This window comes from Pseudomonas sp. efr-133-TYG-103a, from assembly GCF_030209235.1.
Classification (GTDB): domain Bacteria; phylum Pseudomonadota; class Gammaproteobacteria; order Pseudomonadales; family Pseudomonadaceae; genus Aquipseudomonas.
In genome coordinates this window covers 126,396-138,401 of the sequence record NZ_JARVSK010000019.1, presented here as the reverse complement: position 1 = coordinate 138,401, position 12,006 = coordinate 126,396, and the positions used below count along the sequence as shown (strand labels likewise).

Sequence of the window (12,006 nt, the reverse complement as noted above, 5' to 3'; positions counted from 1 at the left end):
ACGCTCTTTAGTCAACCCTCTAACCTTCGCCGATTGTTTCAGGTGCCTTGGGCCGCTTGCGGTCGACAGGGTGAAACAGGGAAGCCGGTGCGAGCGCCTTCATGCTCTATCCCGGCGCTGCCTCCGCAACGGTAAATGAGCAAATGCCACGCACGATGCCACTGTGTTCAGCGAACATGGGAAGGCGCGCGGCTTGAGGCGACAGATTGTGTGTCGCCACTCATGAGTCCGGAGACCGGCCTGATCCATTCAACAGCATCACGGAGGGCGATGCTCTGCGCAGGCGCGTGCCCATCGAGGTGACGACGCGTGCTGTCAGTCTTTGCCTGCGCCCTCCGTTTGCCACACCTGCCCTCAAGCGGAGAGCTGAGATGAGCGAATCCCCCGAACGTGACGAACGCCACCTGGCGCGCATGCTGCGCAAAAAAGCAGTGATGGACGAGCGCATTGCCAGCGCACCCAATGAATGCGGACTGTTGCTGGTTCTGACTGGCAACGGCAAAGGCAAAAGCAGCTCCGCTTTCGGCATGCTCGCACGCGCCATGGGCCACGGCATGCAGTGCGGCGTGGTGCAGTTCATCAAGGGTCGTAACAGCACGGGCGAAGAGCTGTTTTTCCGCCGTTTTCCCGAGCAGGTGCGCTACCACGTGATGGGCGAGGGGTTCACTTGGGAGACTCAGGACCGCCAGCGTGACATCGCGGCTGCCGAGGCCGCCTGGGCAGTGACTCAGGAAATGCTTCGCGACCCGACCATCGGCCTGGTGATTCTCGATGAGCTGAACATCGCCCTGAAGCATGGATACCTCGACCTTGATCGTGTGCTGAGCGACCTGCAAGCCCGTCCGCCCATGCAACACGTGGTGATCACCGGCCGGGGCGCGAAACAGGAGCTCATCGATCTGTCCGATACGGTGTCGGAAATCGGTGTGGTCAAGCATGCGTTTCAGGCCGGCATCAAGGCGCAGAAGGGCATTGAATTGTGAGTGAGCGTGAACCCCGGCACTGCCCGGCCGTATTGATCGCAGCGCCTGCGTCCGGTCAGGGCAAGACCACTGTCACCGCAGCGCTTGCCCGGTTGCATCGCAATCAGGGGCGCCAGGTGCGCGTCTTCAAATGCGGCCCCGACTTTCTCGACCCCATGATTCTCGAGCGCGCCAGTGGTCATCCGGTGTATCAGCTGGACATGTGGATGGTGGGCGAGCAAGAAAGTCGCCGCCTGTTATGGGAAGCGGCCGCCGAGGCGGACCTGATCCTCATCGAAGGCGTCATGGGGCTGTTTGATGGCACGCCGTCCAGCGCCGACCTGGCGCGACGGTTTGGTGTGCCGGTGCTCGGTGTCATCGATGGCACGGCGATGGCTCAGACCTTTGGCGCGTTGGCGCTCGGGCTGGCCCGCTATCAACCGGACCTGCCTTTCGCCGGCGTGCTGGCTAATCGGGTCGGCACTGTGCGCCATGCGCAACTGCTCGAAGGCAGCCTGACGGAAGGCCTGCGTTGGTACGGGGCGTTGTCGCGAGAGACCGGGATCGAGCTGCCAAGCCGCCATCTGGGATTGGTTCAGGCGAGCGAGTTGAACGACCTCGACCTGCGTCTGGATGCCGCCGCCGATGCGCTGGCCAGTACCTGCGATGCAACGCTGCCGCCCCCGGTGAGCTTTTCGGCGCCTGATATCACCCCGACGCAACCTTTGCTGGCGGGCGTTCGCATCGCCGTTGCCCACGATGAAGCGTTCGCGTTCACCTACGGCGCCAGCCTCGACCTGCTGCGGGCGATGGGGGCCGAGTTGTCATTTTTCTCGCCGATCCGCGATCAGCACCTGCCGAGCGCCGACAGCCTGTACCTGCCCGGCGGCTATCCGGAACTGCATCACGTTGCCCTGGGGCAGAACGTTTCGATGCTCAACGCCATTCGCGCACACCATGCGGCAGGCAAGCCGCTGCTGGCCGAATGCGGCGGCATGTTGTACCTGCTCAATGCGTTGACCGACGTCGAAGGGCAGCGCGCCGAGCTGGTCGGTCTGCTCGACGGCGAGGCGGTCATGCAGAAACGCCTTGCGGCGCTGGCGTTGCAGGCGGTCGAACTGCCGGAAGGCACGCTGCGCGGGCACACGTATCATCATTCGCTGACCAGCACCGAACTCACACCGATTGCGCGCGGCGTCAGCCCCAACGGCGGCCGCGGTGCCGAAGCGGTGTATCGCGACGGCCGGATGACCGCCTCTTACGTGCACTTCTATTTTCCGTCCAATCCACAGGCGATGGCGGCGCTGTTCCTGCCATGAATCGCGCCCCCACAATCCCCATCGCGCCCGCCAAGGCAGAATCACCGGTCCCTGTGGGAGCGAGGTTGCTCGCAAAGAGGTTGGTGAGTCAGCCACGCATCCAGCGCCTGCCGAGCAGCCTTCGCGAGCAAGCTCGCTCCTACAGAAAAGCGGCGTCTTTGCGTGCTGCGGAGGCGTGTCATGACTGATATGGCTTTCAGCGACGAAGAACGCGCAGCGGTTTACCGTGCGATTGCCGAGCGGCGGGACATGCGTCATTTCTGCGGCGGCGAGGTCGCGCCGGCGTTGCTGGCGCGACTGCTGGAAGCGGCTCACCAGGCACCGAGTGTCGGCCTGATGCAGCCTTGGCGGTTCATCCGCATCAGCGACCCCGCGCTGCGTGCGCAGATTCAGGCGCAGGTGGAAGAGGAGCGCGTTCGCACCGCCGAGGCGCTGGGCGAGCGGTCCGATGACTTCATGAAGCTCAAGGTCGAGGGCATCGGAGACTGCGCAGAAGTGCTCGTCGCCGCGCTGATGGATGATCGCGACAAGCATATTTTTGGTCGCAGGACCCTGCCGGAAATGGACATGGCGTCGTTGTCCTGCGCGATTCAGAACCTGTGGCTCGCCGCGCGGGCCGAGGGTCTGGGCATGGGCTGGGTCTCGTTGTTCGAGCCCCATGCGCTGGCCGATCTGCTGCACATGCCAACCGGTTCAAAACCCTTGGCGATTCTGTGCCTGGGGCCGGTCAAGGAATTCTATCCCGCGCCAATGCTGGTGCTGGAAGGCTGGGCGCGGGCGCGGCCGTTGCACGAGCTGGTTTACCAAAACAAATGGGGAGTGAGTCAATGAGTGTGGCGTTATTGAGCGTCGCGGGCGTTGCGCTGGATGCGCTGCTTGGCGAGCCAAAACGAAACCACCCGCTGGTGGCGTTCGGCCGATATGCCGAGCGCATCGAGCAACGTTTCAACGCAGGCGGCCGAGGCTGGCGCAGTCATGGCGTCACCGCCTGGTTCATCGCGGTCGTGCCGCTGACCCTGCTGATCACCCTCTTGAGCTGGCTGCCTTACATCGGCTGGCTGGTCGAGGTCCTCGCGCTGTATTGCGCGCTGGGGTTGCGCAGTCTGGGGGAGCATGTCGGCCCGGTCGCGCAGGCGCTGCGCGGCAATGATCTGGAAGAAGCCCGTCGTCGAGTGGGGTTTCTGGTCAGCCGCCAGACTTCAGAGCTGGACGCCACCGAGGTCGCCCGTGCGGCCACCGAATCCGTGCTGGAAAACGGCAGTGACGCAGTGTTCGCTGCCATTTTCTGGTTCGTCGTACTGGGCGCGCCGGGCGTCGTGCTGTACCGGCTGTGCAACACGCTCGACGCCATGTGGGGCTATCGCAACGAACGGTTCGAGCGCTTCGGTTGGGCCTCGGCAAAAATCGACGATCTGCTTAACTACATTCCGGCGCGTCTCGTGGCGTTGACCTACGCATTGCTCGGCAAAACCCGACTCGCCTTGCGCTGCTGGCGTACGCAGGGGCCCAAGTGGGACAGCCCGAACGCAGGGCCGGTGATGGCCGCTGGAGCCGGCGCGCTCGGCGTTGAACTGGGCGGTGCGGCGATCTATCACGGCGAGTTGCATCAGCGTCCGCAATTGGGCGAGGGCGCGCCTGCCGATGCTGATTCCATCGATCGGGGCTGGCAGCTGGTGCAGCGTGGGGTCTGGCTGTGGTTGCTGGTCTTGTGCCTGGGGACTGAATTCTATGCTTGAGCACGGCGGTCGATTGCGAGGGGCGGTGCAGAAATACGGCATCGATGAAGCGGACTGGCTCGACCTCTCCAGCGGCATCTCGCCGTGGTCATGGCCGATCCCGGCGATACCGACGCAGGCCTGGGCGCGTCTGCCGGAAACCGACGATGGGCTGGAAGCGGCAGCGTGCGCTTACTACGGCGCCCCCGACGTGCTGCCGGTGGCCGGGTCGCAGGCAGCGATTCAGGCGCTGCCGCGGTTGCGTCAGGCGGGCAAGGTCGGCGTGCTGTCGCCGTGTTATGCCGAGCATGCCGAAGCGTGGCGCAGCAGCGGGTTTCTGGTGCGCGAAGTGTTGGAACATGAGGTCGAGCGCTTCATCGACAGTCTCGACGTGCTGGTGGTGGTCAACCCGAACAACCCCACGGGCCTGAGCCTGACTCCGGAGCGCTTGCTCGACTGGCATGCCCGGTTGGCCCAGCGCGGCGCCTGGCTGGTGGTGGACGAGGCATTCATGGACAACACGCCTGATGCGAGCCTCGCTGCGCACAGCCAGCGGCCGGGTCTGATCGTACTGCGCTCGTTCGGCAAATTTTTCGGGCTGGCGGGCGTACGTCTGGGGTTCGTGCTGGCCGAGTCGCGTTTTCTGAAAGTGCTCGCCAGGCAGATCGGCCCGTGGTCCGTCAGCGGCCCGACACGGATTCTCGGTCAGGCGTGCCTGGCGGACGTCGAGGGGCACCGGCTGCAGCGTGAGCGCACTGCGCAGGCCAGTCAGCGTCTGGTCGAGCTGCTGAGCCGACAGGGTCTGACGCCCCATGGCGGCTGCGCGCTGTTTCAGTGGCTGGTCACGCCATTGGCTGCCGAGCTGCACGAGTTCTGCGCTCAACGCGGCATTCTGCTGCGTATCTTTCTTCACAACAGCAGCCTGCGTTTCGGCCTGCCGCGCGAAGAGGCCGACTGGCAGCGACTGGAGCAGGCGCTCAGCGAATTCGCCGGGGGCGTGCATGATCACTGAGCCAGCCGGCAACACCCTGATGGTTCAGGGCACCACGTCGGACGCCGGCAAAAGCACGCTGGTGACTGCATTATGTCGCTGGCTGACCCGGCAGGGCGTACGCACCGTGCCGTTCAAACCGCAGAACATGGCGCTCAACAGTGCGGTGACTGCCGACGGCGGCGAGATCGGCCGCGCCCAGGCGGTACAAGCCCAGGCGTGCGGGCTGGAACCGCACACCGACATGAACCCCGTGCTGCTCAAACCCAACAGCGACACCGGCGCGCAAGTGATCATTCATGGCCGCGCCGTGACCACGATGAACGCTGTGGCGTATCACGATTACAAAGCCATCGCGATGCAAGCGGTGCTGGCTTCGCACCGGCGTCTGAGCGCCCATTGGCCAGTGGTCATCGTGGAAGGTGCCGGATCGCCTGCGGAAATCAATCTGCGCGCCGGTGACATCGCCAACATGGGGTTCGCCGAAGCCGTGGACTGTCCGGTTCTGCTGATCGCCGACATCAATCGAGGCGGCGTTTTCGCCCACCTCGTCGGCACCCTGGAGTTGCTCTCGCCCAGCGAGCAGGCGCGGGTGAAAGGCTTCATCATCAACCGTTTTCGCGGCGACATCGCGCTGCTTCAGCCAGGCCTGGACTGGCTCGAACAGCGCACCGGCAAACCGGTGGTCGGCGTGTTGCCCTACGTGATGGACCTTCACCTCGAAGCCGAAGACGGCCTCGATCAGCGCCAGACCGACAAGGCCGAACAGGTGCTCAACGTGGTCGTACCGGTGTTGCCGCGCATCAGCAACCACACCGATTTCGACCCGCTGCGTCTGCATCCGCAGGTCAATCTTCAATTCGTCGGGCCTGGACAGCCGATTCCGCCCGCCGATCTGATCATCCTGCCCGGCTCGAAAAGCGTGCGCAGCGATCTGAGCTATCTGCGCAGCAATGGCTGGGACACTGCCATCAGCCGCCATTTGCGTTACGGCGGCAAGGTGCTCGGGATCTGCGGCGGCCTGCAGATGCTCGGTGAAGAGATCCATGATCCCCTCGGGCTGGAAGGCGCAGCGGGGTCGAGCCCGGGGCTCGGGCTGCTGGCGATGAGCACAGTGCTGGAGCGGGAAAAGCAACTGCGCAACGTGCAAGGCCGACTGATGCTGGAGGATGCGCAGGTCAGCGGTTATGAGATCCATGCGGGCGTCACCACGGGCGCGGCGCTGGAACGTCCGCTGGTGCAGCTTGGCGATGGTCGCTGCGACGGCGCGCAGAGTGTTGACGGTCAGGTGCTCGGCACCTATCTGCACGGATTGTTCGAACAGCCGGCCTCCAGCAGCGCGCTGTTGCGTTGGGCCGGTTTGCAGAACGTGCAACAGGTCGACTATCACGCGTTGCGCGAGCGGGATATCGAGCGCCTCGCCGATCTGGTCGAGAAACACCTGGACGGCAGGTTGCTGCGTGAACTCTGTGGCGTGGAGCAACCCTGATGCTGCAATTGATTCTCGGCGGCGCACGTTCCGGAAAAAGCCGGCTGGCGGAAAAACTCGCCAGCCAAAGCGCGCTCCAGGTCGTGTACATCGCCACCAGTCAGCCACTGGACGGTGAAATGAATCAGCGTGTTGCGCTGCACCGGCAGCGGCGCCCGGATTCATGGGGATTGATCGAGGAGCCGGTCGAGCTGGCGCGCGTATTGAGAGACAACGCCGCGCCGGATCGCTGCCTGCTGGTGGACTGCCTGACCCTGTGGCTGACCAACCTGCTGATGCTCGACGATCCGCAGCGCCTGGTTCAGGAGCGCGACGCCTTACTCAACGGCCTGGCGAATCTGCCTGGCGAAATCATTTTTGTCAGCAACGAGACCGGGCTTGGCGTCGTGCCACTCGGCGAGCTGACACGTCGTTATGTCGATGAAGCCGGCTGGCTGCATCAGGCGCTGGCCGAGCAATGCCAGCGCGTGGTGTTCACGGTTGCCGGTCTGCCCATGACCTTGAAAGGACCCGCACTATGAGTAATGCCTGGTGGCTCGCGCCTGCACGTGAAGTCAATCGCGAAAGCCGCGATCAAGCGCTGGCCCGTCAGCAGCAATTGACCAAGCCCGCTGGCTCTCTGGGCCAGTTGGAAGCGGTGGCGGTACGTCTTGCCGGTCTGCAGGGGCGGGAGCAACCGACCGTGGAGGACGTCTGGATCGCGATCTTCGCCGGTGACCATGGCGTGGTCGCCGAAGGGGTGTCGGCCTATCCGCAGGCTGTCACCGGCCAGATGCTGCACAACTTCATCATGGGCGGCGCGGCAATCAGCGTGCTGGCCCGACAACTGTCCGCGCATCTGGACGTGGTCGATCTCGGCACTGTAGCGCCGCTGGATCTGCCGGGCGTCTTGCACCTGAACTTAGGCGCCGGCACGGCCAATTTCGCCCAGACCGAGGCGATGACTCAGGATCAACTGGAGCGTGCCCTGCAGGCCGGTCGCGACAGCGTGCTGCGCGCGAGCGCGAAGGGTTGCCAGTTGTTCATCGGCGGGGAAATGGGCATCGGCAATACCACCGCCGCCAGCGCCGTGGCCTGTTCGTTGCTGGAGTGCCCGGCCTCGCTATTGGTCGGCCCAGGGACCGGGCTCGATGCGCAAGGCATCAGCCACAAGGTCCGGGTCATCGAGCAAGCGCTGCAACTGCACGCGGCACACGCACAGGATCCTCTGGGAAGCCTGCGCGCGCTGGGCGGTTTCGAAGTGGCGGCGCTGGTTGGCGCGTACCTGGCGTGCGCGCAGCAAGGCATTGCCGCGCTGGTAGACGGTTTCATTTGCACGGTTGCCGCGCTGGTGGCGGTGCGCATCAATTCTTCCTGCCGTGAGTGGCTGTTCTTCGGCCATCGTGGCGCAGAACCGGGTCATCGCCACGTGCTGGAGGCCCTGCACGCCGAACCGTTGCTGGAACTTGGCCTGCGCCTGGGCGAAGGCAGCGGCGCCGCGCTCGCCGTGCCGCTGTTGCGAATGGCGTGCGAACTGCACAACGGCATGGCGACGTTCGCCGAAGCGGCTGTGGCGGATCGCCCGGCATGACCCTGCGTCTGGACGTGTTGCGCCACGGCGAAACAGAAGCCGGCGGCGGATTACGGGGCAGTCTGGACGATGCGCTGACCGAGTCGGGCTGGCAGCAACTGCGCACTTCGGTCGAGGGTCGTGGGCCGTGGGACCGCATCGTCAGTTCACCGCTGCAACGTTGCGCGCGTTTCGCGGACGAGCTGTCGACGCGACTGTCGCTGCCCTTGACGCTGGACGCCGATCTCAAGGAGCTGCACTTCGGCGACTGGGAAGGGCAGGGCACGGCGCAGTTGATGGAAACCGACGCCGAAGGGCTTGGCCGCTTCTGGGAAAATCCCTACACCTTCACGCCGCCTAACGGCGAGCCGGTCCAGGCGTTTGCCGCCCGCGTGTTCGGCGCGGTTCGACGGTTACAACGCAACCACGACGGTGAGCGAATCCTGGTGATCAGCCACGGTGGCGTGATGCGGCTGCTGCTGGCGCAAGCGCGCGGCCTGCCACGGGAGCAGTTGCTTCAAGTGATCGTCGGCCATGGTGCTCTGTTCAGCGTGGACGTCGGCGAAGACTATGGGTTGACGGAGGTATAAATGCTTCCTTTCTGGATCGCCCTGCAATTTCTCAGCAGTCTGCCGATTCGCCTGCCGGGCATGCCTGCACCGAAGCAGCTTGGCCGTTCGCTGCTGTTCTATCCGGTGGTCGGGCTGGTGTTCGGCTCGATACTCATGGCGCTGAACGCATTGCTCGACGGCGCGCCGACACCCCTGCATGGCGCATTGCTGCTGGGCGCGTGGGTGCTGCTCAGTGGCGGCCTGCATCTGGACGGCCTGGCTGACAGCGCGGACGCCTGGCTGGGCGGTTTCGGCGACCGTGAACGCACGCTCACCATCATGAAGGATCCGCGCAGCGGCCCCGTTGCGGTGGTGACGCTGGCGGTCGTGCTGCTGTTGAAGTTCACGGCGTTGCTGGCGTTGATCGACGCTCATCACGGGGTTGGTCTGTTACTGGCACCGGTCATCGGGCGTGCAGCCATGCTGGGATTGTTTCTGAGCACGCCGTATGTACGCGCTGGCGGTCTGGGCCAGGCGCTGGCGGATCATCTGCCACGCAAACCTGCGGTGCAGGCGTTGCTGCTGACCGCTGTAGTGTGTGTGCTGTCAGGGGGCGTTGCGGGTGTCTGGGCGCTGTTGCTTGCGGTAGGCGGATTCTTCTGGCTGCGTCGGATGATGATCAAACGTCTGGGCGGCAGCACGGGCGATACGGCGGGAGCCATGCTTGAATTGCTGGAAACCCTGGTGATCGTCGCGCTTGCGCTGATGAGCGCCTGAGCATCCCGGATCAATCCGGCTTGCCGAGCCGATTCATCAATTGCATGAACGTTGGCAAGCCGTGCTGATACAGGTCATCGTTATTTCAGTCGAGCCACGAGTGCCTTGGCGGCCGCTTCCGATGAGCCAGGGTTCTGGCCGGTAATCAGCAGGCCGTCTTCCACCACGTACGAAGACCAGTCCGCGCCCTTGGAGTACTTGCCGCCTTTTTCCTTGAGCATGTCCTCGACCAGGAACGGCACCACATCGGTCAGGCCGACCGCGTCTTCTTCACTGTTGGTGAACCCGGTAACCGACTTGCCCGCCACCAGCGGCTGACCGTCGGCGGCCTTGACGTTACGGAACACGCCCGGTGCATGGCACACGGCGGCCAGAGGTTTGCCTGCGGCCAGGGTGTTTTCGATCAGTGCGATGGAGAACGCGTCCTCGGCCAGATCCCACAACGGGCCGTGTCCGCCTGGGTAGAAGACTGCGTCGAACTCCTCGGCGCGAACGTCCTTCAGGCTCAACGTGCTCTTGAGCTGCGCAGTGGCTTCGCTGTCCGCTTCGAAGCGGTGAGTCGCATCGGTCTGGAAATCCGGCTCGTTGCTCTTCGGATCCAGCGGTGGTTGCCCGCCTTTGGGAGAAGCCAGCACGACCTGATGGCCGCTGTCTTTGAAAACGTAATAAGGCGCGGCCAGTTCTTCCAGCCAGAACCCGGTCTTTTTACCGGTATTGCCCAATTGATCGTGGGATGTCAGCACCATGAGAATCTTCATCGTTGTTACCTCGTTATATAGAGAATGATTGAATGAAGCGGTAAAGCCTGTCCTGCGCTGTTCTTGTTCAAGAACAGCGGGTGACGGTGAAACATGAATATATTCGGTGTTACTGCAACGGCTTCAATATCTGCCGAGTGGCCGACATCGTGTGTTCGAACGGCACGGCGCTGCGCGTTATCTTCACCATGATGCTGGCGCCCAGCCACAGTTCGTACAGCATCAGCGCCACCTTTTCCGGTGTGTCCGGTAGGTTCACCGAACCCTCTTGCTGCCCTCGCAGCATCGCCGCGCTCAGGCGCTGAATGATCTGCGCCGTGCCTCTGTCCAGCGCCTGGCGCATGGACTCGGACAGGTCGGCGACCTCGGCGCCGAGCTTGACCGCCAGGCACTTCCCGAAGAACTGCTGGCTGGTCTGATTATGAATCCAGCCCTGCCAGTAGTTGATCAGCTTCTGATATTCCGACGCTTCCGGATTCAGAAAGATATCGTCCATTTCCGCCAGGTAACCTGAGAAGTAAGACTCAAGTAACGCTTCACCAAAAGCATCTTTGGAACTGAAGTAGTGATAGAAAGAACCCTTCGGTACTTTGACGGTTTGAAGGATTTCATTAAGACCAACTGCCGAGAATCCTTTTTTACCGATGATCGAACCTGCGGTGTCGAGGATTCGCTGTTTTACATCTGTTTGAGTATTCATGGTTGATCACTGTTAAGTAGACCAGTCGTCTAGTGGGTGAAGTGATCTTAGGGTCTGCTGCAAATGCCAGCAATGTCATATCCGCAAGGATTTCGGACATCGACGAAAATCCGCGTGCGCGCTCCTCGGTGCCAAGCTAGCATCGGCTTCCATCACGACAGCCCGACTGTCAGTCGTCTGACCGGCGCTCAAGGCCGGCACACCGGAGAGCTGCATGCATAGCGTTGCCCTGGTTGTTTACCCCAATTTCCAGTCGCTGAGCCTGTCCATCGGATCGGTGCTGGCGTGCGCGAACCTGATGCAGGGCGAGCCTGCGTACTCGTTTCATCTGGTGTCCGAAGCCGGCGGCGCGGTCATGACCTCCGAAGGTTTTTCGGTGAACACCACCGCGCTTCACCCCGACGGTTACGACACCACCATCGTCAGCGGTTACATGGACTTCCAGGTGCCGACCAATAGCCTGCTTGAATTCGTGCGCACGGCGTCGGCTCATTCTCGGCGAGTGGCGTCGTTGTGCACCGGCAGTTTCGTGCTGGCCGAGGCGGGACTGCTGGAAGGCAAACGCGCGACGATGCACTGGATTCACACGCCGGAGTTTCGCAAGCGTTACCCCAACATCCGCGTCGAAGAGGACAAGCTTTTCGTCATCGACGGGCACATCTGGACCGGCGCCGGCATGAGTGCGGGACTCGATCTGGCGCTGGCGATGGTCGAGAACGATCTGGGCAGCGACATAGCCCGGCGGGTGGCGCGCAAGCTGGTCATCTATCAGCGCCGCGGCAGCGAGCAATCGCAACTCTCGACGCTCCTCGAACTGGACCCTAAATCCGACCGCGTGCAGCTGGCCTTGGCGTACGCCCGGGAAAACCTCAAAAGCGATCTTTCCATCGAAGCGCTGGCGGCAGTGGCGAGATTGAGTCCGCGCCAGTTCAGTCGGGTGTTTCGCGAAGAAACCGGGCAGACGCCAGCCAAAGCAATTGAAAGCCTGCGTGTCGAGGTGGCTCGGGCGATGATGGAAACCAGTCGCCATCCGGTCGAAGTCATTGCCAGGGAAGCCGGCTTCGGCGATCGGGAAAGAATGCGTCAGGCGTTTCTGCGCAGCTTCGGCGAACCGCCGCAGGCGATGCAGCGGGCGTTCATGTGCGCCGATAAAGCCAGCTGAGCCAGCGCCTACCGCAGCGTAGTCTGGCGGCTT

At 63.2% G+C, this 12,006-nt stretch carries 13 protein-coding genes and 1 riboswitch; of the genes, 11 read left to right on the top strand and 2 right to left on the bottom strand.

The window, feature by feature from the left end; translation table 11 throughout:
* Nucleotides 1-23: 23 nt before the first annotated feature.
* A riboswitch (cobalamin riboswitch) is annotated at nucleotides 24-259 on the top strand.
* 112 nt (nucleotides 260-371) lie between these two features.
* The 10 genes from cobO (at nucleotide 372) to QRN36_RS16955 (ending at nucleotide 9,353) form a co-directional block, all read left to right on the top strand.
* Nucleotides 372-983, top strand: coding sequence for a cob(I)yrinic acid a,c-diamide adenosyltransferase (gene cobO, locus QRN36_RS17000; protein WP_285425120.1), 612 nt, complete (start codon nucleotides 372-374; stop codon nucleotides 981-983).
* Nucleotides 980-2,281, top strand: a complete 1,302-nt coding sequence (locus QRN36_RS16995; protein WP_285425119.1) for a cobyrinate a,c-diamide synthase — start codon at nucleotides 980-982, stop codon at nucleotides 2,279-2,281. The genes cobO and QRN36_RS16995 overlap by 4 nt, the downstream gene beginning before the upstream one ends.
* Nucleotides 2,282-2,461: 180 nt before the next feature.
* On the top strand, nucleotides 2,462-3,112 hold the full coding sequence (gene bluB / locus QRN36_RS16990) for a 5,6-dimethylbenzimidazole synthase (protein WP_285425118.1): 651 nt from the start codon (nucleotides 2,462-2,464) through the stop codon (nucleotides 3,110-3,112).
* Entirely contained in the window at nucleotides 3,109-4,017 is a 909-nt protein-coding gene (cbiB, locus tag QRN36_RS16985) for an adenosylcobinamide-phosphate synthase CbiB (protein ID WP_285425117.1), read from the top strand. The genes bluB and cbiB overlap by 4 nt, the downstream gene beginning before the upstream one ends.
* Nucleotides 4,010-5,008: a threonine-phosphate decarboxylase CobD gene (gene cobD / locus QRN36_RS16980; RefSeq protein ID WP_285425116.1), complete on the top strand. Its 999-nt coding sequence runs from the start codon at nucleotides 4,010-4,012 to the stop codon at nucleotides 5,006-5,008. Before cbiB ends, cobD begins: the two co-directional genes overlap by 8 nt.
* The gene (locus QRN36_RS16975) at nucleotides 4,998-6,476 is read left to right on the top strand and encodes a cobyric acid synthase (RefSeq protein WP_285425115.1); all 1,479 of its coding nucleotides are present in this window, start codon (nucleotides 4,998-5,000) and stop codon (nucleotides 6,474-6,476) included. The genes cobD and QRN36_RS16975 overlap by 11 nt, the downstream gene beginning before the upstream one ends.
* Complete coding sequence (gene cobU / locus QRN36_RS16970) at nucleotides 6,476-6,997, top strand: bifunctional adenosylcobinamide kinase/adenosylcobinamide-phosphate guanylyltransferase (RefSeq protein ID WP_285425114.1); 522 nt, start codon at nucleotides 6,476-6,478, stop codon at nucleotides 6,995-6,997. The genes QRN36_RS16975 and cobU overlap by 1 nt, the downstream gene beginning before the upstream one ends.
* Nucleotides 6,994-8,046, top strand: coding sequence for a nicotinate-nucleotide--dimethylbenzimidazole phosphoribosyltransferase (cobT, locus tag QRN36_RS16965; protein WP_285425113.1), 1,053 nt, complete (start codon nucleotides 6,994-6,996; stop codon nucleotides 8,044-8,046). Before cobU ends, cobT begins: the two co-directional genes overlap by 4 nt.
* Entirely contained in the window at nucleotides 8,043-8,615 is a 573-nt protein-coding gene (gene cobC, locus QRN36_RS16960) for an alpha-ribazole phosphatase family protein (RefSeq protein WP_285425112.1), read from the top strand. The genes cobT and cobC overlap by 4 nt, the downstream gene beginning before the upstream one ends.
* On the top strand, nucleotides 8,616-9,353 hold the full coding sequence (locus QRN36_RS16955) for an adenosylcobinamide-GDP ribazoletransferase (protein WP_285425111.1): 738 nt from the start codon (nucleotides 8,616-8,618) through the stop codon (nucleotides 9,351-9,353).
* 80 nt (nucleotides 9,354-9,433) lie between these two features.
* Here the strand turns inward: QRN36_RS16955 and QRN36_RS16950 are convergent, their stop codons facing one another.
* Nucleotides 9,434-10,111, bottom strand: a complete 678-nt coding sequence (locus tag QRN36_RS16950) for a type 1 glutamine amidotransferase domain-containing protein (protein WP_285425110.1) — start codon at nucleotides 10,109-10,111, stop codon at nucleotides 9,434-9,436.
* A 109-nt stretch (nucleotides 10,112-10,220) separates the two neighbouring features.
* Nucleotides 10,221-10,811, bottom strand: coding sequence for a TetR/AcrR family transcriptional regulator (locus QRN36_RS16945; protein WP_285425109.1), 591 nt, complete (start codon nucleotides 10,809-10,811; stop codon nucleotides 10,221-10,223).
* Between the two features lie 214 nt (nucleotides 10,812-11,025).
* Here QRN36_RS16945 and QRN36_RS16940 point away from each other — a divergent pair, with 214 nt between their 5' ends.
* Nucleotides 11,026-11,973 carry a GlxA family transcriptional regulator gene (locus QRN36_RS16940; protein ID WP_285425108.1) on the top strand — a complete coding sequence of 316 codons (948 nt, stop codon included), beginning with the start codon at nucleotides 11,026-11,028 and terminating at the stop codon, nucleotides 11,971-11,973.
* Nucleotides 11,974-12,006: the final 33 nt, after the last annotated feature.